Annotated in this window: 17 protein-coding genes; 2 read left to right on the top strand and 15 right to left on the bottom strand. The window is 75.1% G+C overall.

Translation table 11 applies throughout. The features are described from left to right. The first annotated feature begins 345 nt into the window (after positions 1–345). Positions 346–3024 carry an ATP-binding protein gene (locus D459_RS0117150; protein WP_017594241.1) on the top strand — a complete coding sequence of 893 codons (2679 nt, stop codon included), beginning with the start codon at positions 346–348 and terminating at the stop codon, positions 3022–3024. Positions 3025–3177: 153 nt separating this feature from the next. Here the strand turns inward: D459_RS0117150 and mmsB are convergent, their stop codons facing one another. The 11 genes from mmsB to D459_RS0117095 all read right to left on the bottom strand — a co-directional run bounded on the left by mmsB (position 3178) and on the right by D459_RS0117095 (position 16900). Then, positions 3178–4437, bottom strand: a complete 1260-nt coding sequence (gene mmsB, locus D459_RS0117145; RefSeq protein ID WP_017594240.1) for a multiple monosaccharide ABC transporter permease — start codon at positions 4435–4437, stop codon at positions 3178–3180. After that, entirely contained in the window at positions 4434–5966 is a 1533-nt protein-coding gene (locus tag D459_RS0117140; protein WP_051065462.1) for a sugar ABC transporter ATP-binding protein, read from the bottom strand. The genes mmsB and D459_RS0117140 overlap by 4 nt, the downstream gene beginning before the upstream one ends. A 23-nt stretch (positions 5967–5989) precedes the next feature. Beyond that, complete coding sequence (gene chvE, locus D459_RS0117135; protein ID WP_017594238.1) at positions 5990–7084, bottom strand: multiple monosaccharide ABC transporter substrate-binding protein; 1095 nt, start codon at positions 7082–7084, stop codon at positions 5990–5992. A 50-nt stretch (positions 7085–7134) separates the two neighbouring features. After that, entirely contained in the window at positions 7135–8658 is a 1524-nt protein-coding gene (arfA, locus tag D459_RS0117130) for an arabinosylfuranosidase ArfA (protein ID WP_017594237.1), read from the bottom strand. Between the two features lie 53 nt (positions 8659–8711). Next, entirely contained in the window at positions 8712–9611 is a 900-nt protein-coding gene (locus D459_RS0117125) for a carbohydrate ABC transporter permease (protein ID WP_017594236.1), read from the bottom strand. Further along, the gene (locus tag D459_RS0117120; protein WP_017594235.1) at positions 9608–10564 is read right to left on the bottom strand and encodes a carbohydrate ABC transporter permease; all 957 of its coding nucleotides are present in this window, start codon (positions 10562–10564) and stop codon (positions 9608–9610) included. Before D459_RS0117120 ends, D459_RS0117125 begins: the two co-directional genes overlap by 4 nt. 37 nt (positions 10565–10601) lie before the next feature. Next, complete coding sequence (locus D459_RS0117115) at positions 10602–11915, bottom strand: extracellular solute-binding protein (protein ID WP_017594234.1); 1314 nt, start codon at positions 11913–11915, stop codon at positions 10602–10604. 85 nt (positions 11916–12000) lie between these two features. Continuing rightward, positions 12001–13359, bottom strand: a complete 1359-nt coding sequence (locus tag D459_RS0117110; RefSeq protein WP_152523018.1) for an L-fucose/L-arabinose isomerase family protein — start codon at positions 13357–13359, stop codon at positions 12001–12003. Between the two features lie 35 nt (positions 13360–13394). Beyond that, a complete protein-coding gene (locus D459_RS0117105; RefSeq protein WP_026120474.1) occupies positions 13395–14090 on the bottom strand; it encodes an L-ribulose-5-phosphate 4-epimerase in 696 nt (231 codons plus the stop codon). 59 nt (positions 14091–14149) lie between these two features. After that, positions 14150–15814 (bottom strand): ribulokinase, encoded by a 1665-nt coding sequence (gene araB, locus D459_RS0117100; RefSeq protein WP_017594231.1) that lies wholly within the window; start codon positions 15812–15814, stop codon positions 14150–14152. Positions 15815–15874: 60 nt separating this feature from the next. Further along, a complete protein-coding gene (locus D459_RS0117095; RefSeq protein ID WP_017594230.1) occupies positions 15875–16900 on the bottom strand; it encodes a LacI family DNA-binding transcriptional regulator in 1026 nt (341 codons plus the stop codon). A 209-nt stretch (positions 16901–17109) separates the two neighbouring features. Between D459_RS0117095 and D459_RS0117090 the strand changes: the two genes are divergently transcribed. Then, positions 17110–19338, top strand: a complete 2229-nt coding sequence (locus tag D459_RS0117090; RefSeq protein ID WP_017594229.1) for a terpene synthase family protein — start codon at positions 17110–17112, stop codon at positions 19336–19338. 81 nt (positions 19339–19419) lie between these two features. On the opposite strand, the gene D459_RS0117085 is transcribed toward D459_RS0117090, so the two are convergent. The 4 genes from D459_RS0117085 to D459_RS0117070 all read right to left on the bottom strand — a co-directional run bounded on the left by D459_RS0117085 (position 19420) and on the right by D459_RS0117070 (position 23861). Beyond that, entirely contained in the window at positions 19420–19692 is a 273-nt protein-coding gene (locus D459_RS0117085; protein WP_017594228.1) for a hypothetical protein, read from the bottom strand. Positions 19693–19976: 284 nt separating this feature from the next. Then, positions 19977–20411, bottom strand: a complete 435-nt coding sequence (locus D459_RS0117080; protein WP_017594227.1) for a hypothetical protein — start codon at positions 20409–20411, stop codon at positions 19977–19979. A gap of 257 nt (positions 20412–20668) precedes the next feature. Further along, complete coding sequence (locus tag D459_RS37370; protein ID WP_017594226.1) at positions 20669–21643, bottom strand: mechanosensitive ion channel family protein; 975 nt, start codon at positions 21641–21643, stop codon at positions 20669–20671. Positions 21644–23270: 1627 nt separating this feature from the next. Continuing rightward, a complete protein-coding gene (locus D459_RS0117070; protein WP_040710325.1) occupies positions 23271–23861 on the bottom strand; it encodes a TetR/AcrR family transcriptional regulator in 591 nt (196 codons plus the stop codon). Positions 23862–24191 lie beyond the last annotated feature (330 nt).

Genomic DNA, 24191 nt, shown 5'->3' with positions numbered 1-24191 from the left:
CGTTCGGGTCGGCGGGCATCGGTGCCGGCGGCGGGCGGCCATCGCACCGCCGGGGACGGCCGGGGGCGCGGAGGCCGCCGGGCCGTCCGCGGGCGCGCCCTGAGGTATCCCAGGGCGGGCACCGCGGCGGGTGCGGTCCCGCTGCTCGCCGCCGCCTCCTTCACCGGAGGGCCGGTGCCGGTGTTCCGGCGCCGGTGGCACCGCTGCCGGCGCCGTTCCGCCATGTCCCGACGATCCCGCGCGGGCGCCCCCGTTCGCGTCGGTGGGAATCACCTACTTCCGCTTGCTTCGGTGGGAATCGCCTACTTACGCGGCACCGCGTCGGCCGCGCATAGGGTCGGTGCCATGTCCACGACGTCCCCCCGCCCGCTCGTCGGCCGGCGCGAAGAGGTCGATCGGCTCCTCGCCCTCCTCGGCTCCGCGGGGCAGGGGCGGGGCGGCGCGCTCGTCCTCCGCGGTGAGCCGGGCATCGGCAAGAGCGCACTGCTGGACCACATCGAGCACGCGGCCCCGGAGGGGTTCCGGGTCATCCGCGCGTCCGGGGCGGAGTTCGAGGCGGAGCTGGCGTTCGCGGCGCTGCACCAGCTCTGCGTGCCGGTGCTGGACCGCGTCGACGGCCTGTCCGCGCCCTACCGCGACTCGCTCCTGGTGGCGTTCGGGCTGGCCGACGGCGCGCCGGACCCGTTCCGCACCGGCCTCGCCGCGCTGGAGCTGCTGGCGTCCGCCGCGGCGGAGCGCCCGCTGCTCTGCCTCGTCGACGACGCGCACTGGATGGACGCCGCTTCGGCGCGGGCGCTGACCTTCCTGGCCAGGCGCATCTCGGCGGAGCCGATCGCGATGGTGTTCGCCGCCCGCGACCGGGACCCGGTCCACGGGCTGGACGGGCTGCCCGGGCTGGCGGTCGGCGGATTGGACGACGCGCACGCGCGCGAGCTGCTGGCCGAGGAGAGGACCGCGACGCTCGACGAGCGGGTGCGCGACCGCGTCCTCGCCGAGGCGCGGGGGAACCCGCTGGCCCTGATCGAGCTGCCGAAGGCCGGCGGGTTCGCACTGCCGACGCCGTCGCCGGTCGCGGGCCGGATCGAGCGGAGCTTCCAGACCAGGATGGCGGGGCTCCCCGCGCAGGCGCGGCTGCTGCTGGTCCTGGCGAGCGCCGACCCCACCGGCGACCCGGGCCTGCTGTGGGCGGCGGCCCGGCGGCTGGGCATCGAGGTGCCCGCGGCGAGCGCCGCCGCCGAGGCGTCCGGGCTGGTGCACTTCGAGACGCGGGTGCGGTTCTGCCACCCGCTGGCGCGTTCGGCCGCCTACCGCGCGGCCGAGCCGGAGCCGCGCCGCGCGGCGCACCGGGCGCTGGCCGAGGCCACCGACCCGGCGGCCGCACCGGACCGGCGGGCCTGGCACCGCGCCCAGGCCACCGCCGGTCCGGACGAGCGGGTCGCGGCGGAGCTGGAGTCCTCGGCCTCGCGCGCGCAGGCGCGCGGGGGCGTGGCGGCCGCCGCCGCATTCCTGCAGCGCGCGGCGGCGCTCTCGCTCGACCCCGGGAGGCGGACCGGGCGCACGCTCGCGGCCGCGCGGGCCACCCTGGAGGCCGGCCGGCCGGACGCCGCCGCGGACCTGCTGGCCGGTATCGACACCGAGGCGCTGGACGCCTCCCGGCGCGCCTCCGTCGACCTGCTGCGCGGGCAGATCGCGTTCGTCGGGGACGCGGACGGGGCGGTCGGCGGCCCGGAGCCCATCCTGCGGGCGGCGCGGCGGCTGGCCGCCGTCGACCCGGAGCGGTCGCGCGCCTGCTTCGTGGCGGCGCTGGAGACGGGGCTGGTGGTCGGCAGGGCCGCCGGGGTGCTGGACCGGGTGCTCGACGCGGCCCGCTCGGCGCCGCCGGCCCCGGAGCCGGACCTCCTGGACGCGCTGGTGCTGCTGCGCGCCGAGGGGCACCGCGCCGCCGTGCCGGCGCTGCGCCGGGCGCTCGCCGCCGGCGGCGGCGCCGGGTGGACCCGGGTGCCGGCGCTGGCCACCATGCTCGCGGGCGAGCTGTGGGACATGGACCTGCACGCGGCGGTCCTGGAGTGGCTGGTGCGGGCCGGGCGGGAGACCGGGTCGCCGATCACCGTCCGGCTCGGCCTGTCGCAGGCGGCGCTGTCGGCGGTGCTCACCGGCGGGTTCGGCCGGGCGATGGCCGCGATCGCCGAGGAGGAGGCCGTCGCCGACGCCCTCGGCGACGTGCCGCAGCTGTACCCGAGGGTGCACCTGGCGGCGGCGCGCGGCCGCCGCCGGGAGGCGCTCGACCTGTTCGCCGAGGCGGAGAGGCGGGGCACCGGCCAGCTGGCCGCCCGCCCCCACCTGCCGGCGGCCGTGCTCCACAACGGCCTGGCCGAGTACCCGGCCGCGCTGGAGGCGGCCCGGCGCGCGGTGGAGGACGGCGGCCTCTACTCCGCGGGCACCGCCCTGCCCGAGCTGGTGGAGGCCGCGGTGCGGTGCGGCGAGGACGCCGCCGCGGCGTCGGCGCTGGAGTCGCTGCTGGAGCGCACGGAGCCCGCGGGCACCCGGTACGCGCTCGGCGTCGCGGCGGGCGCGCGGGCGCTGGTCGGCGGCGCGGAGGAGGACCACCGGGCGGCCGTCGAGCACCTGGCGGGCACCCCGATGCTGCCGGACCTGGCCCGGGCGCACCTGCGGTACGGGGAGTGGCTGCGCCGCGCGGGCCGCCGCCGCGACGCGCGCGAGCAGCTGCGCACCGCGCACGAGCGGCTGTCCGGGATCGGGATGGAGGCGTTCGCCCTGCGGGCCGCGCGCGAGCTCCGCGCGACCGGGGAGACGGCCCGCGGCCGCTCCGGGCGCGCCCGCGACCGGCTGACCATGCAGGAGATGCACATCGCCCGCCGGGTCGCGACGGGGGCGACGTCGAAGGAGGTCGCCGCGCACCTGTTCGTCAGCCCGCGCACGGTCGACGCGCACCTGCGCAGCATCTTCCGCAAACTCGGCATCACCTCGCGCAGGCAGCTCAGGGACCTGCCCGGCCTGGAGTGAGGCCCGCCGGAGCCCTGAAGGCCCCGGTCTCGGCGCCGCCGCCCCGGCCGGAGTCGAGGTGGCGGCGCCGGGACCGGGGCGGGTGGGGCGGCGCCGGGACCGGCGCGGGAGGAGCGGAGCGCCCGAGAGGAGGGAGGGGCGCCCCGCGGCCCCTCAGCCTCCTGGGCCCGGGGCGGCGCCGGCCGCCGGGACCTTCTCCGGGCGGCCGGCCCGGTCCCCGGCGGGGCGCCCGCCGCCGGGGGCGCGCCGCTTGCTGAGGATGTCGAAGGCGACCGCCGCCAGCAGCACCAGGCCCTTGATCGCCTGCTGCCAGTCGACGCCCAGGCCGATGATGGACATCCCGTTGTTCATCACGCCCATCACCAGGGCGCCCACCACCGCGCCCAGCACCGTCCCGGTCCCGCCGGAGGCCGAGGCGCCGCCGATGAACGCGGCGGCGATGGCGTCCAGCTCGAACATGGTGCCCGCCCCGGGGGTGGCGAGGTTCAACCGGGCGCTGAACACCAGGCCGGCCAGCGCGGACAGCGCGCCCATGTTGACGAACACCCAGAACGCGGTGCGCCTGGTCTTGACCCCGGACAGCATCGCGGCCTTCTCGTTGCCGCCGGTGGCGTAGACCCGGCGCCCGGCCGGGGTGGACCGCATCACGAAGGCGTACCCGGTGATCAGCACCAGCAGGAGCAGGCCGACCACGGGCAGGCCGCGGTGGAGCGCCAGCGCGCCGCAGAACGCCAGCACCGCGGCGGCCGTCGCGGTGTAGCCGCCCCAGGCCGCCGCCGGGGAGGCCGCGGGCAGCCCGAGCCGGATCCGGTCGGCCCGGGCGGCGTACTGCACCCGGACCAGGACCGCCGCGACCACCGCGCCCAGCAGCAGCGGCACCAGGTGCACCCCGCCGACCTGCACGTCCGGGAGGAACCCGGTGGCCAGGGTGCGGGCCGACTCCGGCAGCGGCCCGACCGACTCCCCGCCCAGCACCAGCAGGGTGAGGCCGCGGAAGACCAGCATCCCGGCGAGGGTGACGATGAAGGCGGGCAGCCCCATGTAGGCCACCCAGAACCCCTGCCAGGCCCCGATCGCGGCGCCGAGCAGCAGCGCCAGGGGCAGCACCGCCCACAGCGGCAGCCCCCACTCGGCGAGCATGATGGCCGACAGCGCCCCGGTGAACGCCACCACCGACCCGACCGACAGGTCGATGTGGCCGGTGATGATGACCATCATCATCCCGATCGCCAGGATGAGCACGTAGGAGTTCTGCAGCAGCAGGTTGGTGACGTTGAGCGGGCGCAGCAGCAGCCCGCCGGTGAGGATCTGGAACAGCACCACGATGACCGCGAGCGCGATCACCATGCCGTAGCGCCGGACGTTGCCGCGCAGCGCGGTCCGCAGCGCCGCGGCCATCGGCGGGGCGTTCATCCGGCCCTCCGCTCGGTCGTCCCGGGCGGGGCGCCGGCCGTACGGGTCATCAGTCTCATCAGGGACTCCTGGTCGGCTCGGGAGGCGGGCAGGCAGCCGGTGACCCTCCCCTCGCACATCGTGTGGATCCGGTCGCACATCCCGAGCAGCTCGGGCAGCTCCGAGGAGATCAGCAGCACCCCGGCCCCCTCGGCCGCCAGCTCCCGGACCGCCTGGTAGATCTCGTACTTGGCGCCGACGTCGACGCCGCGGGTGGGCTCGTCCAGGACGAGCAGGTCCGGGCGGGCGAACACCCACCGGCCCAGCACCACCTTCTGCTGGTTGCCGCCGCTGAGCTCGCCGACCGCCTGGGCCACGTCGCGGCACTTGACCCGCATCCGGGTGCGCAGCTCCTCGGCGGCGACGGCCTCCCGGGCGGCGTCCAGCACCCCGCGCCGGCCCACCCGGTCCAGCGCGGCCAGGGTGAGGTTGTCCCGGATCGGGGCGTCCAGCAGCAGCCCGAGCTCCTTGCGGTCCTCGGGCACGTAGGCGATGCCCGCCGCGACCGCCTCGCCGGGGTCGCGGAGCCGGACCTCCCGGCCGTCCTTGTGCAGCGTCCCCCGGACGTACCGGCCGTAGCAGCGGCCGAACAGGTTCATCGCGAACTCGGTGCGCCCGGCGCCCATCAGCCCGGCCAGGCCGACGATCTCGCCGCGGCGGACGGTGAGCGAGGCGCCGTCCACCGCCCGGCGCCGGTCCGGGCGGTCCACGGTCCAGTCGCGCACCTCGAACCGGATTTCGCCCACCTCGCCGGTGCGCGGCGGGTAGCGGTGCTCCAGGTCGCGGCCGACCATGCCGCGGATGATGCGCTCCTCGTCCACCTCGCCGCGGGCCGCGTCCAGGGTCTCCACGCTGCGGCCGTCGCGCAGCACGGTGACCCGGTCGGCGACCCGGACCACCTCGTTCAGCCGGTGCGAGATGAGGATGGAGGAGATGCCCCGCTCCTTGAACTCCAGCAGCAGCCGGAGCAGGTTGGCGCTCTCCTCCTCGTTCAGCGCGGAGGTGGGCTCGTCCAGGATGAGCACCCGGACCGGTTTGGCGACCGCCTTGGCGATCTCCACCAGCTGGCGGTGGCCCACCCCGAGCTCGGACACCGGGGCGGAGGGGTCGGCGTCCAGGCCGACCCGGGCCAGCAGCCGGCGCGCCTCCACGGTGGTCCGGCCCCAGTCGACCCGGGCCAGCGGTCCGCGGCCGCGGACCCGCTCGTTGCCGAGGAACACGTTCTCCGCCACGGTGAGCTGCGGGACCAGGGCGAGCTCCTGGTGGATGATGGCGATCCCGGCGCGCTCGCTGTCCGCGGTCCCGGTGAACCGCCGGGGTTCGCCGTCGACCAGCACCTCCCCGGTGTAGGAGCCGTGCGGGTGGACCCCGCTGAGCACCTTCACCAGGGTCGACTTCCCGGCGCCGTTCTCCCCGGTCAGCGCGTGGATCTCGGCTTCGCCGACGTCCAGGGCGACGGCGCCGGGGAACTCCTTGCGGACGCCGCGCATCCGCAGGACCGGGGGGCCGCCGCTCACCGCAGGTCCGACTCGTCGTAGTAGCCGCCGCCGATGAGGACCTCCTCGTAGTTGCCGGCGTCCACCGAGACCGGCTCCAGCAGCATGGCCGGGACGGTCTTCACCCCGTTGTCGTAGCTCTCGGTGTCGTTGACCTCCGGTTCCTCGCCCCGGATGACGGCGTCGGTCATCTCCGAGGCGACCCGGGCCAGTTCCCGGGTGTCCTTGAAGACGGTCTGGGTCTGCTCTCCGGCGATGATCGACTTGACCGAGGCGGTCTCGGCGTCCTGCCCGGTGACCACCGGCAGCGGGGCGTCCTCCCCGCCGTACCCGGCGCCCTTGAGGGAGGAGATGACGCCGATGCTGATCCCGTCGAACGGGGAGAGCACCGCGTCCAGGTCGCGGTCGGTGTAGTGGGTGCTGAGCAGGTTGTCCATCCGGGCCTGGGCGACGGCGCCGTCCCAGCGGGTGGTGGCGATCTGCGCCATCTCGGTCTGGCCGCTGGCCACTTCGAGGGCGCCGTCCTCGATGTAGGGCTCCAGCACCGACATCGCGCCGTCGTAGAAGAAGTAGGCGTTGTTGTCGTCGGGGGCGCCGCCGAACAGCTCGATGGTGAAGGTGTCCTCGGTGTCCTCCAGCCCGAGCTCCTGCTCGATGTAGCGGGCCTGCAGGACGCCCACCTCGAAGTTGTCGAAGGTGGCGTAGTAGTCGACGTGCCCGGTGCCGCGGATCAGCCGGTCGTAGGCGATGACCGGGATGCCCGCCTCGCCGGCCGACTCCACCACGTCGGTCAGCGCCTCGCCGTCCACCGCGGCGATCACCAGCGCGTCGACGCCCTTGGTGATCATGTTCTCGATCTGGGCGACCTGGTCCTCCACCACGTCCTCGGCGTACTGCAGGTCGGCCCCGTAGCCGGCCTCCTCCAGGTGGGCGACCATGTTGTCGCCGTCCTGCACCCAGCGCTCCCAGGACTTGGTGGGCATGGAGATGCCGACCGTCCCGTTCTCCCCGGAGGGGCGGGCGGCGTCGCCGACACCGCCGCAGCCGGAGAGGGCCGGCAGCGTGATCGCGGCCGCCGCGCACCACGCGGCGGCCCTGGGGGGTATGCGCATCCTTCTCGCCTCTCTCGGTCCCGGCCCGCCCGGGGAGGGCGGGCCCGCGGTCAGCCGCGCGCGGCGTCGAGCCGCACGACGGTCCAGGAGACCGGCGGGAGGACCGCGGCCAGCCGGCCGCCCTCCAGCCGGACGCTCTTGTTCTCCCTGGGCGCGACCCGGTCCGGGTGCTCGGCGGTGTTCACCGCGTACACGTCGTCCTCGGCCAGGGTCAGGGCGTGCGCGGCGTGCACGCCGCCCAGCGCGCGCACGTCCGCCTCCAGCTCCACCGGCTCCTCGGTGGAGCGGTTCACCGCGAACAGCGCGACCCGCCCGGTCTCCGGGTCGCGGGTGGCCACCGCGGAGACCAGCGGCGCCGTCCCGTGCCGCGCGGTCTCGTAGCCGGGGCAGACCGGCTCCACCCGCAGCACGTCGCCGCGGGCCGCCTCGGCGGTGCGGGCGAACGGGTGGAAGACGGTCTGCCGCCAGGCGGGGCCGCCCGGCTCGGTCATGATCGGCGCGATGACGTTGACCAGCTGCGCCTGGCTGGCGGCGGTGACCCGGTCGGCGTGCCGGAGCAGGCTGATCAGCAGGTCGCCGACGACCACCGCGTCGGCGGCGCTGTAGCGGTCCTCGATGATCCGGGGGGCGACCGGCCAGTCCCGCGGCGGTTCGGCGGCCTGCCCGGCCTGGAACCGGCTCAGGTACCACACGTTCCACTCGTCGAAGGAGAGCATGATCCGCTTGGCGGACTTCCTCTTCGCCGCGACGTGGTCGGCGGTGGCGGCGACCTCCTCGATGAAGCGGTCCATGTCGGTGGCCGAGGCGAGGAAGGAGCCCAGGTCGCCGTCGTGCTCCTCGTAGTAGGCGTGCAGCGAGACGTAGTCGACCTGGTCGTAGCACTCCTCCAGCACCTCGGCCTCCCAGGCGCCGAAGGTCGGCATGGAGCGCCCGGAGGACCCGCAGGCGACCAGTTCCAGCCCGGGTTCGGCCATCCGCATGGCGCGAGCGGTCTCGGCGGCGAGCCTGCCGTACTCGCGCGCCGTCTTGTGCCCGGTCTGCCAGGGGCCGTCCATCTCGTTGCCCAGGCACCACATCCGGATGGCGTGCGGTTCGGGGGACCCGTTGGCGGCGCGGCGGTCGCTCAGCTCGGTGCCGCCCGGGTGGTTGGCGTACTCGTGCAGGTCCAGGGCCTCCTGGACGCCGCGGGTGCCGAGGTTGACCGCCATCATCGGTTCGATGTCCAGGCCGCGCGCCCAGCGCATGAACTCGTCCAGGCCGAACCGGTTGGTCTCGGTGCTGTGCCAGGCCAGGTCGCGGCGGACGGGGCGCCGCTCCTTGGGGCCGACGCCGTCCTCCCAGCGGTAGCCGGAGACGAAGTTGCCGCCGGGGTAGCGCACGGTGGTCACGCCGAGTTCGCGGACCAGCGCGGCCACGTCGGTGCGGAACCCGTCGGCGTCGGCGGCGGGGTGGCCGGGCTCGTAGATGCCGGTGTAGACGCAGCGGCCCATGTGCTCCACGAAGGAGCCGAACAGGCGCCGGTTCACCGGGGCGATGCGGAAGGCGGGGTCGATGGTGAGTGCGGCCTTGTGCACGTGTTCCTCGCGTTCTTGCGTCGGGGCGGTCGGGAGGGGGCCTGCCGGGGAGGTCATTTGAGGCCGGCGTCGGTGACGCCGCGCACGATCTGCCGCTGGAAGGCCAGGAAGACGGCGATCAGCGGGGCGGCGCCGAGCACGGCGGCCGCCATCTGCTGGGCGTACTGGATGCCGTAGGCGCCCTGCACGGTGCCCAGGCCGACCGGGACCGTCATCAGCGACGGGTCGGTGGTGGCCACGAAGGGCCACAGGAAGTTGTTCCAGGACTGGACGAAGGTGAAGATGCCGACGGCGGCGAGGATCGGGCCGGACATCGGCAGCACGATGCCGAACAGCACCCGCAGGTGGCCGGCGCCGTCCAGCTGCGCCGCCTCCAGGTAGTCGTGCGGGATCTGGTCGAAGAACCGCTTCAGGATGAACACCATCACCGGCGCGACGACCTGCGGCAGGGCGACGCCGAGGTGGGTGTCGACCAGCCCCAGCAGGGTCATCTGGTCGAACAGCGGGACGATGAGGACCTGCGGCGGGACCAGGATGCCCGCGACGAGCAGGGCGAGCAGCGGCGTCCGCCCCGGGAAGGCGGTGCGGGAGAAGGCGTAGGCCGCCAGCGCGCAGCAGACCAGCGTCAGCAGGGTGACCAGGGAGGAGATCACCGTGCTGTTGATCAGCCACTGCTGGATGTCGCCGCGCGCGATGACCTGGCGGTAGGCCTCGACGGTGGGTTCGACCGGCAGCCAGCGCAGCGGGACCGCGGTGGTCTCCGCCTCCGGTTTGACCGAGGTGAGCACCGCCCACGCCAGCGGCAGCAGCCACAGCAGCGCCAGCACCAGGCCGGAGACGGTCGCCGCCGCGCCGAGGGGGGTGATCCGGGGCCGCCGCCTCCGGCCGGGGCCCGGGGCGGGCGGTGCGGGCCGGGCGGTGCCGCTCCGCGGCGCCTGCGCGATCGCGGTCATGCCGCCCCCTCCTTCCGGGTGAACAGCCGGAACTGGATCAGGGACACCGCGATGATCACCGCGAAGAACAGGTAGGAGACGGCCGAGGCGTAGCCGATGCGCAGCCCGGTGAACCCGGTGTCGAAGATGTAGCCGATGATCGGCCGGGCCGCGTGGTCCGGCCCGCCGGACCCGGCCGTCATCAGGTAGGCCTGGTCGAACAGCTTGAGCGAGGCGACCATCTGCAGCAGCACGACCAGCGCCGTGGTGCGGTCGAGCAGCGGGACGGTGATCCGGGTGAACCGGTGCCAGGCGCCCGCGCCGTCCAGCGACGCGGCCTCGTACACCTGGGCCGGGATGCCCTGCAGGGCCGCCAGGTAGAGCAGGTAGTTGAAGCCGACGGTCCACCACACCGTCGCGGCGCCGATGGCGGTCAGCACCGTGCCCTCGTCGCCGAGCCAGTTCACCTCGCCGATCCCGACCGAGGCCAGCAGCCCGTTCACCATGCCGAAGCCGGGCTGGTAGATCCACACCCAGATCAGCGAGACCACCGCCACCGGCAGCAGGAACGGCGCGAAGAAGGAGAAGCGCAGGACCCAGCCGATCCCGGCGGCGCGCTGGGTGAGGACCGCCATCGCCAGCGCGATGAGCACCAGCGGCGGGGTGGTGATCAGGGTGAACAGCAGGGTGGTCCAGAGCGACTGCCGCACCGCCGGGTCCCCGGCCAGCTCCGCCCAGTTGGCGAGCCCGACGAAGTCGGACTCGGTGCGGGTCAGCGACCGGTCGGTGAAGCTCGTCCACAGCCCGGCCAGCAGCGGCCAGAGCAGGAAGACGGCGAAGAGCAGGGCGAAGGGGAGGACGAGGGCGGGGCCGGCCCGGTCGACGCGCCGGCGGGTGCGCGGCCGGGTCGGTCCCGGTGCGCTGCCGGTGCGGTCGGTTCCGGTCGGCGGGCCCGCCGCGGGGGGTGCGGTCATGGCGGACTCCCGTGTTCGGGGCGGCGGTGGGGTGGGGTCAGATCGGGGCGGGGGTGTCGATGAGCTTCTGCGCCGCGGCCTTGAAGCCGCGCAGCGCCTGCTCGGGGGTGGCCGAGCCGTTGTGCACGCCGGCCATGACCGAGTTGGCCTCGGCCGTCAGCCGGCCGGCCGAGCCGCTGAACCAGGCCTCCGGGTCGAGCTGGACGTCGCGGGCGGCGTCCCGGTACCCGGCCTGCGGTTCCAGGGCCGCGTACTCCTCGCTCTCGGCCACCGGGAGGTAGGCGGGGGTGTGGCCGCCGCCGGCCCAGGTGATGCTGTTCTTCAGCATCCAGGCGGCGTAGCCGACCGCGGCGCGCACCGCCTCGTCGTCGCGGTCGCGCCGGTGCGGCAGCACGAACGCGTGCGAGTCGCCCTGGCCGAGCTCGGCGCCGAAGACGTCGGGGAAGGGCCGCATGCCGAAGTCCATCCCGGCGTCCTGGAAGGTGGGCAGCTCCCAGTTGCCGGCCAGCATCAGCCCGGCGATGCCGTTCTGGAAGTTGGCCGGGGTGCCGGGCGCGTCGGAGGCCGGCGGCGCCAGCCCCTCCTCGCTGACCCGGCGCAGGAAGTCCAGGCTCTGCAGCGCCTTGTCGTCGTCGATGCCCAGTTCGCCGTCGAGGGTGAGCTCGCCGCCGAGCTGGCGGTAGAGCGACCAGAACTGGCGCCAGGCGCCGGTGGTGTCCATCACGATCCCGTACCGGCCGGTGACCGCCTTGACCTCGGCGAGCAGGTCGAGCAGCTCGTCGGCGCCGCGGGTGGCGGCCAGCTCCCCGCCGGCGTCGAGGACCCCGGCCTGCGCGCACACCTCGCGGTCGTAGTAGGTGACCACCAGGTGGGTGTCGAACGGGATCGCGTACAGCTCGCCGTCGACGGTCGCCTTCTGCCACAGGTTGGGCTGCACGGTCCGCTCGGTGATGCCGTGCTCGGCGAGCAGGTCCCGGGGGACCGGGTCGATCAGGGTGCCCGCGCCCAGGCCGCGCAGCCGGGACAGGTGCAGGGTGCCGATGTCGAAGGAGCGGCCGCCGGCGGCGCCCATCGCGAACTTGGTGTAGTAGGGGTTGCCCCACAGGTAGGTGGTGGGGCGCAGGTCGACCTCGGGGTGCTCGGCGGCGTAGCGCTCGTGCATGGCCACCATGCGGGCGCCGTCGCCGCCGGTGAACAGGTTCCACTGGCGGAGCCGGGTCCGGCCGGCCTCGGCGGTGGCGGCCGGGGCGCACCCGGCCAGGGCCAGCCCGGCGGCGGCCAGGCCGCCGGCCAGGAACGCCCGGCGGCCCGGCCCCGCGGGCGGGGAGGGGACTGGGGAATGGACGCGCATGGCCTCTCCTCTGCCGTCGTGCGCTGCTGTCCGCTGCGGGCGCCGCCCCTTCCCCCGAGGAGGGCGGCGCCTGGGCCCGGCCCGGTCAGACCGGGCGGTACTCGATGCCGGCCGCGGCGCAGAAGACCTTCCAGTCCTCCGCGCGGCGGCCGAGGTTCATCACGATGTGGTGCGTGCCCCCGGCGCGCAGCCAGCCGTCCATGCAGCCGCGGACCCCGGAGTCGGGGCGGAACCGGCCGTAGGGCATCTCCAGGGCCGGCAGCCGCGGTCCGTCCAGCACCTCGCCTTCGGCGACGACCAGCCGGAACCGCCCGCCGCCGAGGGTGACCAGGCTGGCCAGGGTGGCCGGGCCGGGGGCGATCCGGAAGAGCAGCGTCGGGGGGTCGTCCAGCCCGCCGATGGCCAGCGGCCGCTTGATCAGCCGGACCGGCTCGTCGTCCCGGGCGACCTTCCAGTTGCCCTCCCCCATGTGGCTCATCAGGATCGAGTCGGTGGGGAAGTCCATCGCGTACATCTCGGTGAAGTGCCCGTCGCCGATCAGCCGGTGCCCGGCGTAGACGATGGACGCGGCGGGCACGTCGCCCTCGCCGGCGAAGCCGTAGCCGCGGGCCATCAGGCTGGACGCGGCGGCCATCGGCAGCCGGGCGAACCGGCCGTCCTCGCCGAGCGCGTCGAAGTGGGTGGAGTAGGCCGCGCAGCCGTGCCGCTCCAGCACCCGCTCGATGCCCAGCTGGAATCGGGCGTGGTCGTCCAGCTCCTCGGCGGAGAGCCGCTCGTCCACCTCGAACCGCTCCCGCTCCCCGTCGAGCAGCTCCTCGACCTCGGCGGCGGGCAGGTCCGCCATGGTCCGGGCCAGCTCGCCCTGGGCGATGTGGACCACCTCGGGGCCGAGGGCGCGGATGAGCTCGCTCTCGTCGAAGCGGGCGTCGCCCATGCCGTTCATCGGGTAGCCGAAGACGCCCACCTTCAGCCGCTTGAGCGCCGCCGCGGCGCGCGCGGCGCGCGCCCAGCGGCCGACCCGCCCGGCGAACGCCGCGGCGCGGAAGTCCTCGGTGACCACCTCGAACGGCAGGCCCGCCCGGACCATCGCGTTGGCGGTGTCCTGCGCGCCGTGGATGCCCTGGTTGTAGGTCATGTCCGCCATGTCCCACTCCGGGGTGACCTCCGGGTCGGGCTGGACGTTGGCCAGGCACACCGGCAGCCGCATCTCGCTGAACAGCCGGGTCACCCGGAGCGAGGGGCCGTAGGTCAGCATCACCACCAGCACGCCGTCCAGGCCGTCGTTCTCGAAGCCGCGCACCGCCGCCTCGGCGTCCTCCCGGCCGCGGGCCGGCGGGGCCACCGAGACCTCGGCGACCCCGGACAGGGCCGCGGCGATCTCGCGGGCGTAGGCGTACTGCCGCTCGGTGATGCCGGGCAGCATGTCGTCGTAGAGCGGCTGCATGATGCCGAGCAGCCCGATCCGGGGAAGGCGTTCGCTCACTGGTCGCTGCTCCTCTGCCCGTAGGCGTTCTGGTAGCGGTCGTACAGCGCGTCGACGTGCTCGGCGGAGAGCGGTTCGACCGGGCCGAGCTGGCGGGCCAGGTGCACGGTGCGCGCCGCGTCCTCGCACATCACCGCGGCCTTGACCGCGGCCTTGGCGTCCCGCCCGACGGTGAAGACGCCGTGCGAGCGCATCAGCACCGCCGGGGAGCGGTGGCCGCTCAGCACCGCGACGATGCCGCGGCCGATGTCGTCCCCGCCGATCAGGGCGAACGGACCGACCGGGATCTCCGCGCCGAACTCGTCGGCCATGGCGGTGATCGCGCAGGGGATCGGCTCGCCCCGGGCCGCCCAGGCGGTGGCGTAGGGGCTGTGCGTGTGCACCACCGCCCCCGCCTCGGGCATCTCCCGGTAGACGTAGGCGTGCGCCGCGGTGTCGCTGGAGGGGGTGCGGTCCCCGTCGACCGGCTCCCCGTCCAGGGAGCAGACCACCATGGACTCGGGGGTGAGCTCGTCGTAGGAGAGCCCGCTGGGCTTGATCGCGAACAGCCCCGTACCGGGGATGCGGGCCGAGATGTTGCCGCTGGTCCAGGTGACCAGGTTCCATCGGGGGAGTTCGGCGTGGAGGGCGCACACCTCCTCCCTGGTGCGGGCGGCCGCCTCGGCGGCGTCGGGGGGCAGTGCGGTGCTCATGGTCTCCTTCTCCGGGGTCGGCTTCTCCTGGATCGGGGGCGGGGCGGGGGCGCGGGGGCTCACCCGGCGGCCAGGGCCTCGTTGCGCAGCGCGCGCAGCCGGTGCAGCGCCGCGCTGCCGCCCCGGCCGAAGTGGTCGTGCAGCTCGGTGTAGACGGCGTAGAGCCGGTCGTAGGCGGCGCTCCGGCCGGGATCGGGCCGGACCGCGTCGCGGGTGCGGCCGCCCATCGCGGCGGCGGCCTCGGTGATGTCCGGGTAGGCGCCGGCCGCGACCGCCGCGTGGATCGCCGAGCCCAGCGCCGGGCCCTGGTCGGAGTCGGCGATGTGCAGCGGGCGGCCGAGCACGTCGGCGTAGACCTGCATGACGAAGGGGTTGCGCTTGAGGCCGCCGGCGACGGTGAACCCGCGGACCGGCACCCCGGCGCCCTCGAAGGCGTCCGTGATCGTGCGGGCGCCGAAGGCGGTCGCCTCCACCAGCGCCCGGTAGACGTCCTCGGGCCGGGTGGCCAGGGTGAGGCCGGCGATGACGCCGGACAGGTCGTGGTCGACCAGGACCGACCGGTTCCCGCTGTGCCAGTCCAGGGCGACCAGGCCGTGCGCGCCCACCGGCCGGCGGGCGGCCCGGGCGGAGAGCAGGTCGTGCACGGAGGTCCCGGCGGCCCGGGCCTCCTCCTCCAGGGCGCCGCCGAAGTGGTCGGCGCACCAGGCGAAGAGGTCGCCGACCCCGCTCTGCCCGGCCTCGTAGCCCCACAGGCCGGGGGTGATGCCGCCGTGCACCACCCCGCACATGCCCGGCACCTCGGCCGGGGGCCCCTCGGCCGGGTCGGCGTTCATCACATGGCAGGTGCTGGTGCCCATCACCGCGAGCATCTCGCCGGGCCGCACGGTGTCCGCGGCGGCCGCGGTGACGTGCGCGTCGACGTTGCCCACCGCCACCGCGATCCCCTCCGGCAGGCCGGTCCGGGCGGCCGCGCGGGCGGACAGCCCGCCGGCCCGCCCGCCCAGCCGGGACAGCGGGTGGGCGATCTTCTCCTCGGCGAAGCCGGCGAAGCGCGGGTCCAGCGCGGCCAGGTAGCCGCGGGAGGGCCAGCGGCCGTCCTGGTGGACGCCCTTGTACCCGGCGGTGCAGGCGTTGCGCGTCTCCCGGCCGCACAGCTGCCACACGATCCAGTCGGCCGCCTCGATCCAGCGGTCGGTGCGGGCGTAGACCGCGGGGTCCTCGCGGAGCACCTGCAGGCCCTTGGCCAGCTCCCACTCCGCGGAGATCCGGCCGCCGTACCGGCTCAGCCAGGGCTCACCGCGCTCCTCGGCGAGCGCGTTGATCTCGTCGGCCTCGGGCTGGGCGGCGTGGTGCCGCCAGAGCTTGGGGTAGGCGTGCGGCCGGCCGGCCAGGCCGGGCAGCTCGCACAGCGGGGTGCCGTCCGCGGTGGTCGGCATGACGGTGCACGCGGTGAAGTCGGTGCCGATCCCGATGACCCGCCGGGGGTCGGTGCCGGCGTCGGCGAGCGCGGCCGGGACCGCGCGGCGGAGCACCTCCCGGTAGTCCTCGGGGACCTGCAGGGCGGTGTCGGGCGGCAGGCCGGGGCCGTCCGGCGCGGCGGGGAGGCGGTCGGTCAGCACGGCGTGCGGGTAGGCGTGCACCGCCGTGCCGAGTTCGGCACCGTCGCGGACGCGCACCACCACCGCGCGCCCGGAGAGGGTGCCGAAGTCCACCCCGACCACCACCGGATCGGGATTGTTAGCGTTAACAACCGTACTCACCAGGGCTCCTCGAACGTATTCGGATCACCTGCGGACCGCGCCGCAGCTGGACCGGACCACCATGTGCGCGTGCACGACCTCGCGGGCCGGGGGCCCGGCCGCTCCCCCGCCCCCCAGCAGGTCGACCAGGACCCGGATGGCCCGCTCCCCCACCTCGGTGAAGTCCTGGGCCACCGTGGTGAGCGGCGGAGAGTAGAACTCCGCCTCGGGGACGTCGTCGAACCCGACGACCCCGACGTCCTCGGGGACGCGCAGACCCCGCTCCGCCAGCGCCCGCAGCACCCCGAGGGCCATCTGGTCGTTGGCGACGAACACGGCCGAGGGCAGGGCCCCCTCGGCCGCCATCGCCCGGCCGATCTCGTACCCCGACCGCGGGCGCCAGTCCCCGTAGCGCGGCTCCGCCGCCGGCGCGCCGGCCTCCTCCAGGGCCCGCCGCCACCCGGCGACCCGCTCCTCGGCCTCCAGCCAGTCCCGCGGCCCGGCGATATGGGCGACCGTGCGGTGCCCCAGGTCCAGCAGGTGGCGGGTGGCCTGGTGGGCGCCGCCGCGCTGGTCCACGCAGACCACCGGGAGGTCCGGCGCCTCGCCGCCCTCGACGGCCACCACCGGGGCGCCGCCGGCCCATTCCGGCATCGCCTCGATCACCGCCCGCTTCGGCGCGATGACGACGTAGCCCTCCACCGCCTGGCGGGCGAGGTGCTCCATCGCCTCGCGGACCTCGCTCCGGGTCACCTCGTTCAGGGTGACCACGCTGACGAAGTAGCCGGCGGCGCGGGCGGCGTGCTCGATCCCGGTCAGGGTGCGCGCCGGGCCGTAGTGGGTGGTGGCGAAGGCGACCACGCCGATCACCCCGGTGCGCCGGGTGACCAGGGCGCGGGCCGAACTGTTCCGCCGGTAGCCGAGCTCGCCGATGGCCGCCAGGACCCGCTCCCGGGTCTCGGCCCGGACGTTGGGGTGGTCGTTGAGCACCCGGGAGACCGTCTGGTGGGAGACCCCCGCGAGCCGCGCGACGTCGGCCATGACCGGCATCCGCTCCTGCTGCTCCGCCATCGCGCCTCCTGCCCGGAAGGACCCGCCACGGGTGTGACGCAGACCATTGTTAGCGCTAACATTCGGAGCGGTCAAGGAGGGCCGGGCGGATTCCGCGGACACCGGCCCGGACGCCCGCGATTCCCGGAAACCCCCGCAGGCGACCGGTTGTGACTCCTACACTGCGGAGCGTACGGATCCGTCCGGCTCAGAGGAGTAGGCACACTCACATGGCGTCCTTCACGCTGCCCGACTTCTACCTCCCGCACCCCGCACGGCTCAACCCGAACCTGGAACGCTCGCGCGCGCACAGCACGGAGTGGGCCCGGCGAATGGGCATGCTCGACGCCCCGGTGCCCGGCGGGGGCACGGTCTGGGACGAGGCCGCCCTGGCCGGCATGGACTACGCGCTGATGTGCGCCTACACCCACCCCGACTGCGACGGCCCCATGCTGGACCTGATCACCGACTGGTACGTGTGGGTGTTCTTCTTCGACGACGACTTCCTGGAGCGGTTCAAGCGCACCCGGGACCGCGCCGGGGCCCGGGAGCACCTGGACCGCCTGGAGGCGCTGATGGCGGACGGCGGGCAGGAGGCGCACGAGCCCCGCTCCCCCGCCGAGGCCGGCCTGGACGACCTGTGGCGGCGCACCGTGCCGCTGATGTCGGAGGGGTGGCGGCGGCGCTTCACCCGCAGCACCCGCAACCTCATGGCGGAGTCGATGTGGGAGCTCGACCACATCGAGCGCGGCCACGTGGCCAACCCGATCGAGTACGTGCAGATGCGGCGCCGGGTCGGGGGCGCGCCGTGGTCGGCCGGCCTGGTGGAGTGCGCGGCCGGCGCCGAGGTGCCCGAGCCGATCGCCGGCACCCGGCCGCTGCGGGTCCTCACCGACGCCTTCTCCGACGCCGTGCACCTCCGCAACGACCTGTTCTCCTACCGGCGCGAGGTGGAGGAGGAGGGGGAGAACTCCAATGCCGTGCTGGTCTTCGAGCGGTTCCTCGGCTGCACCGTCCAGGAGGCGGCCGACCTCGTCAACGAGCTGCTCACCTCCCGGCTGCTGCAGTTCGAGGACACCGCGGTGAACGAGGTCGCGCCGCTGCTCGCCGAGCACGCCGTCCCGCCGGACGGGCAGGCCGCCGTGGCCGCCTACGTCAAGGGGCTGCAGGACTGGCAGTCGGGCGGGCACGAGTGGCACGCCCGCTCCAGCCGGTACATGAACGGCGGCGGCGCGCCCGCCCCGGGCGGCCTCCCCGGCCCGGCCGCCCTGTCCGCCGTCGCGTCCTCGCCGGCGCCGCGGCGGCGGGCCCGGCAGCACTCCGTCCGCCTGTTCGAGCCGGTGGGGCACCTGCCGCTGCCCGAGATCCACATGCCCTACGCCTTCCCCACCAGCCCGCACCTGGAGGCGGCGCGCGCCCACTGCCTGGACTGGGCGGAGGAGATGGGCATGTTCGACGCGATGACCGGCGTGCCGTTCGGCAGCGTGTGGAACAGGGAGCGGATGGCCGGAATCGACCTGGCGCACTGCGCGGCGATGATCCACGCCGAGGCCGGTGTCGAGCAGCTGTTCCTGTCCGCCGACTGGCTGGCCTGGGGCACCTACGGGGACGACGTCTACCCGGTGGTGTTCGGCGCCGGCCGCAGCCTGGCGGCGGCCAAGGCCTACGACGAGCGGCTGGCGCAGTTCATGCCGCTCGACCTGGGCGCCGCGCCGGAGCCGGCCGACCCGCTGGAGCGCGGCCTGGACGACCTGTGGCGCCGCACCGCGGGGCCGATGCCGGAGCCGGCCCGCCGCCGGTTCCGCGACGCGGTGCGGGCGATGACCGCCAGCTGGCTGTGGGAGCTGGACAACCAGATCCGGCACCGGGTGCCCGACCCGGTCGACTACGTCGAGATGCGCCGGCAGACGTTCGGCTCCGACATGACCATCTCCCTGGCGCGGCTGGCCCGCTGGGACGAGGTGCCGCAGGAGGTCTACCGGAGCCGGGTGATGCACGAGCTGTCGACCGCGGCGCAGGACTACGCGGCCTTCGTCAACGACCTGCACTCCTACCAGAAGGAGGTCGAGTTCGAGGGGGAGTTCCACAACATCGTCGCGGTGCTGGAGAACTTCCTGGACGTGGACCGCATCCGGGCGCGCGACATCGCCAACGACCTGATGACGGCGCGGATGGAGCAGTTCGAGTACCTGGTCGAGCACGGCCTGCCGGAGATGTTCGAGGAGTACGGCCTCGACGACACCGCGCGCGCGGCACTGACCCGCCAGGCCGACGAGCTCAAGGACTGGATGTCGGGGATCCTGGAGTGGCACCGCAAGTGCGTGCGCTACCAGGAGGGCGAGCTGCGCCGCGGCCGCGCCCGCGAGCTCTCCGCCCTGGCCTCCGGCCCCACCGGCCTGGGCACCTCGGCCGCGCGGCTCGCCTCGTCCCTGCGGGCCCGCCCCGGCGGCGGCGCCTGAGCTCGGGCGCCGGGGCGCCCCCGGCGCCCCGCTCCGGTGACCCTTCCCGGTGCCGCTCCGGCGGCCTCCGCGGCCGCGGCGTCAGCCCTGCCCCAGCCTGCAGGCCTCCTTGGCGTGAGCCTCCTTGACCCTCGACTTCACCAGGATCGCGAAGCAGGCCTCCACGTCCCCGTCCTTGCCGACCGCCTCCCTGCATCCGGTCTTGATGCCCTGGCCGATCGTGTACCCCGTCTTGTCCAGGTAGGCGACGCAGTCCTTCTCCCCCGCCTGCGCGGGGGCCCCGGCCGCGATGCCCGCGAGTCCGGCGAGTGAGGCGGTGCAGGCCACGGCGGCGATCGCCCGGCGGATCCGCATGTTCCAGGTCCCTTCGTCCGCTCCCCGATCCCGGGCGGCGCTCCTCCGGCGGGAGGGCGGGTCGGGGCCGCCCGGCTCCCGTCCCGGCCCCGCGGGCCCGGCGGTGAGAAGCGCCGCTCTACCCCGGCGAAGCTACGTCGGCGGACGGCCGTTCTCAAGAGAGCACGGAAGCACGGCCGGATACGGACGCGGCCGGGACGGGCGCCGAGCGGCGGCCCCGCTTCGGGGCCCGGCCTCCGCGCCCGGGGCACGGGGGCCGGGCGGTGCGCACCGCTACCGCTCGGCTACTGCTCGGAGCACCACTCGCCGTCCTCGAACCGGGCGGTGAAGCCCGATTCCGTCCCTCCCGGGCCGGTCATCACCGCGGACGACGACCCTTCGGTGTCGAAGTGGACGCTCGTCAGCTCCCAGGTCCGGTCGGGTCCGGAGAAGATCGAGTGGAGCGTCGACTCCCCGCCGCAGGCCATTCCGTCGGCGGCGCCCTGGTCCTCGCCGTTCAGCGCCTCGACGTAGTCCTCGGCGAAGGCCTGGAGCGACTCCTCGTCGGCCTGCGGCGGTTCGGAGGCCTGGGCCGAGTCCCCGGCCTCCGGGGCGCTCCCCGGCTCTTCGTCGGCCCCGTCCGCACCGGAGCAGGCCGCGCCGGAGGCCAGCACCGCGATGACCGCGAGCGCCGTCCACCCGGGCGGCCGGAACCGGAATCCTTCACTCGAACGGGGCATCGCACTTCCCTCCGTCTGTTTCGGTACCGTCCCCAGAACCCTAGAGGAGCGGCCGACGGGGAGGGATCGGCATATGCCGGAAACGCGGACGGCCCGGCCCCTGCGGGGCCGGGCCTCCCGGCGGTGCGGGACCGGGCGATGATCTTGACGCTGCGGCCCTGTCGGAGCGCTCCGACAGGGCCGCAGCGTCAAGATCATCGGGGAGGGCGGCCGGCGGCGCGTCGTCCGCTGCCGGCCGCCCCTTCCCCGGCAGCGATTCAGGCGACGGGGGCGCCGTCCGCGCCCTCGGTGCGCATCCGGACGGTGCGCTGCGGGAAGGGGATCTCGATGCCCGAGGCGTCGAGGGACTCCTTGACCCGGCGGCGCAGCTCGCGGGTGACGCCCCACTGCTCCAGCGGGGCGGTCCTGACCGCCATCCGGACGACGACGCCGTCGGCGTCCAGGGACTGCACGCCCCAGATCGCCGGCTCCTCCAGCAGGATCCCCTCGAACGCCGGGTCCTTGTGCAGGGCGCGGCCGGTCTCCTCCAGGACGGTGTAGACCTTCTCCAGGTCGGACTCGTAGGCCACGGAGACGTCGAGGACGGCGCGGGCCCAGTCCTGGCTGTCGTTGCGGACCCGGAGGATCTCGCCGTTGCGGATGTGCCACAGGCCGCCGTTGAGGTCGCGGACCTGGGTCAGCCGCAGGCCCACGTTCTCCACCGTGCCGACCGCCTCGCCCAGGTCGACCGAGTCGCCGACGCCGTACTGGTCCTCGACCATGATGAGCATGCCGGCCAGGTAGTCGGCGACGAGGCTCTGCGCGCCGAAGCCGATCGCCAGGCCGACCACGCCGGCGCTGGCCAGCAGCGGGCCGAGGGCGATGCCGATCTGGTCGAGGACCATCGCCAGGGCCGTCGCCGCGATGACGATGGTCACGAAGCTGGTGAGCACCGAGCCGATGGTGCGGGCGCGCTGCTGGCGCCGCTCGGCCGCCCGGGAGGTGTCGCGCTGCAGGACGGCGGGGCCGCGCGGGGACCGGCGCGGCCCGCCCTCCTTCTCCGAGGGCTGCAGGATGCGCTCCACGGCGCGGGAGATCGCGCGCCTGGCCACGGCCCGCACGGCGAACGCGCCGAGGACGATCAACAGGATCCGCAGCGGGACGCCGACCAGCAGCTCCGCGTTGGCCCCGACCCAGTCGGGGACGGCGGCCGCCTGGACTGCGGCGCCACTGTTCAGCACTTCGGAGGACACGGGTGAGGCTCCACTCCGCTCGACGGATGACCGGGGAAGACGGTACGTGCGGTGCTCCGCGCGGGTCAAAGCGGGCGGAACCGCACCGGGCACCGGCACCCCGATGCCCGCGCGCTCCGGCCGCCCGGGCGGCCGGGCGGCCGGAGGAGGGGCACCAGCCGGTCGGTCAAGCACGGCGCCCCACGGAGCGAAGGTCAAGACGGGCGGCGAGGGCAGGGAGGGGACCGGCCGGTCGGTCGGGTACAGCGCCCCAGGAAGTCGGGCTTAAGGCGGGCAGCGAAGGCAGAGAGGGGACCGGCCGGTCGGTCCGGCGCGGCGCCCCACAGGGTGCAGGTTCAGACCGGCGGCGACGGCAACGGTAGGGCCGGCCGGAGGCGATCGCCCGCGTGTCGGGCCTCACGAGGTTGGGCTTAAAGCGGGCGGCGAAGGCGGGAGGGGGACCGGCCGGTCGGTCCGGCGCGGCGCCCCGCAGAGCGAAGGTCCAAGCAGGCGGCGAGGGCGGTAGAGGGTCGGGCGCCGCGTTCACCGGCCCGGCCCGCGCCCACCAGGAGGGGCCTTATCCCCTATGCCCGGTTTGCGGCGGGGAACGGGCGGGAGCGGGGGCGCCCTGCGCACCGCGAGAGCACCCCAGTTACATCTACCAGCGAGTAGTAAGCCCTGAGGCCCCCATTGCCCCCTCGTCAATCACCCAGAGTGGCCAAGACGGGGCCTTGCGGAGGGATGAATGCGACATCTCGCCTCCGTGCCGCCCCTGCCCGGGTTCCGGCCCCCTGCCTTCCGGTCTTCCGGGCGGCTCGAACCCCCGATCACCGGCCTGACCGGGGCGATCCGGGCCTCTAGGGGCCTGTTCCGGGCCGGGATGCGCGCCCGGGAATCACCGGGGTGCTCTCGCGGTGCGCAGGGCACCCCACCCCACCATCACCCTGCGTATTCACCCAGGTCAGAGAGGTGCAGCGGTTTCAAGGGCAGCCGGCCACACCACCCGGGCGACGCGGGAACGGCGCCTCGCCACCCCGGACCACCCCTGTCGCCCCACCCCGCTCTGCCGCACCCGACCGACCGGCCGGTGCCCCTTCCCGCCTTCGCTGCCCGCTTGAACCTTCACCCCGTGGGGCCCGCGCCCGGGCGACCACCCCCGCCCCGCCCTTGCCTGCGCCGTCGCCGCCCGCCTTGACCTTCGCTCCGCGAGGCGCCGCACCGGACCGACCGGCCGGTTCCCACCGCCGCCCTCGCCGCCCGCTTGAACCCCCGCCCCGTGGGGCCCGCACCCGGCTGAGGCGCCCGACCCTGCCCCTACCTCCGCCGTCGCCGCCCGCCTTGACCTTCGCTCCGCGAGGCGCCGCGCCCGACCGACCGGCCGGTCCCCACCGCCGCCCTCGCCGCCCGCTTGAACCCCCGCCCCGTGGGGCGCCGCGCCCGGGCGACCACCTGCACCCCGCCCCTGCCGGTGCCGTCGCCGCCCGTCTTGACCTGCACTCCGCGAGACGCCGCGCCCAACCGACCGGCCGGTCCCCTCCTCTCCTCTGGTGTGCGGTGTTGCGACAGGCGCTGGAAACCGTCGGCTTTGAGACGGCGACGACGTCGAGAGCATCGGGGAGAGGCCGGGGCGGTCCGCCCGGTGGCCCGGTCAGCGACTCCGGTCAGCGCTCCCCGGGGCGAGCAGGCCCCGGGCGATCCCGCGTGCTTCGAGCAGCAGCTCCCTGCCGTGCACGCCCTGGTGGGCGAAGGCCCCTTCGAGGAGCAGGAAGAGGTGCCGCGCCAGGCGGCGCGCCTCCTCCGCCGAGGGGCGCTCCTCGGCGATGAGCTCGCCGAGCCGCTCCTCGATGGAGCGCTTGTGGTAGCGGATGATGGCGTACGCCGGGTGGTCGGCCGGCAGCTCGGCGGCGGCGTTGAGGAAGGCGCAGCCGCGGGTGACGGTCCGGGCGTCCTCGGCGTAGACGTCGAAGAAGGCCAGGGCGCGGGGCTGCTCCGCGGCGGCGATGCGCTCCTCCAGGCGCCGCCACCACTCCTGGTGGCGGTTGTCCAGGTAGGTGGCGACGAGGGCGTCCTTGGAGCCGAAGTTGTTGTAGAGGGTGCGTTTGGTCACCCCGGACTCGGCGGCGATGGTGTCCACGCCCACCGCGTGGATGCCCCGGTCGTAGAAGAGGTCGGAGGCCACCTCGAGGATCCGCCGCGCACCGCGGGTCAGGTCGTGCACGGTCGCCGTATCGCGCTGCACCCACTCCACCTTGACTTTCACAGGTCTGTGTAACTAGCCTGGGCCCGCACTATACAGATCAGTGTAGGGGTGCTGCGCCGGAAGGGCCCGGGCGCGCGTCCGGAGTCCGCCCGGGGTCGCGGCGGGCTCCGCGGCCGCCGCACGGCGCCGGCGTGCACCGCCGGGCGCGTGCGCCGCGGCCGACCGCCCCTCCCCCGGTCCGATCCCAGGGCCCGGCGGGAGCGCGTTCGCGCCGGTCGGCGCACCTGCGGTGAACCCTCCCGCCGAAGCGCGCGCCCGCCGGGCGCCCCTGCCGGCGGTACCCCCGCCGGGGGGGGGGGGGCCGGGGCG

This window comes from Nocardiopsis potens DSM 45234, assembly GCF_000341105.1.
Lineage (GTDB): Bacteria > Actinomycetota > Actinomycetes > Streptosporangiales > Streptosporangiaceae > Nocardiopsis_A > Nocardiopsis_A potens.
The sequence above is the reverse complement of the archived record's forward strand: the minus strand, read 5'-3'. Positions and strand labels throughout refer to the sequence as shown.

Bases quoted from the DNA above. Each gene is read 5' to 3' on its own strand.
- D459_RS0117115 (WP_017594234.1), bottom strand. From the start codon at position 11,915: ATGCGCGTCCATTCCCCAGTCCCCTCCCCGCCCGCGGGGCCGGGCCGC.
- D459_RS0117095 (WP_017594230.1), bottom strand. From the start codon at position 16,900: ATGGCGGAGCAGCAGGAGCGGATGCCGGTCATGGCCGACGTCGCGCGG.
- D459_RS0117140 (WP_051065462.1), bottom strand. From the start codon at position 5,966: ATGCGCGGCGTCCGCAAGGAGTTCCCCGGCGCCGTCGCCCTGGACGTC.
- D459_RS0117105 (WP_026120474.1), bottom strand. From the start codon at position 14,090: ATGAGCACCGCACTGCCCCCCGACGCCGCCGAGGCGGCCGCCCGCACC.
- D459_RS0117085 (WP_017594228.1), bottom strand. From the start codon at position 19,692: ATGCGGATCCGCCGGGCGATCGCCGCCGTGGCCTGCACCGCCTCACTC.
- D459_RS0117150 (WP_017594241.1), top strand. From the start codon at position 346: ATGTCCACGACGTCCCCCCGCCCGCTCGTCGGCCGGCGCGAAGAGGTC.
- D459_RS0117090 (WP_017594229.1), top strand. From the start codon at position 17,110: ATGGCGTCCTTCACGCTGCCCGACTTCTACCTCCCGCACCCCGCACGG.
- mmsB (WP_017594240.1), bottom strand. From the start codon at position 4,437: ATGAACGCCCCGCCGATGGCCGCGGCGCTGCGGACCGCGCTGCGCGGC.
- chvE (WP_017594238.1), bottom strand. From the start codon at position 7,084: ATGCGCATACCCCCCAGGGCCGCCGCGTGGTGCGCGGCGGCCGCGATC.
- D459_RS0117110 (WP_152523018.1), bottom strand. From the start codon at position 13,359: ATGCAGCCGCTCTACGACGACATGCTGCCCGGCATCACCGAGCGGCAG.
- D459_RS0117125 (WP_017594236.1), bottom strand. From the start codon at position 9,611: ATGACCGCGATCGCGCAGGCGCCGCGGAGCGGCACCGCCCGGCCCGCA.
- D459_RS0117120 (WP_017594235.1), bottom strand. From the start codon at position 10,564: ATGACCGCACCCCCCGCGGCGGGCCCGCCGACCGGAACCGACCGCACC.
- D459_RS0117080 (WP_017594227.1), bottom strand. From the start codon at position 20,411: ATGCCCCGTTCGAGTGAAGGATTCCGGTTCCGGCCGCCCGGGTGGACG.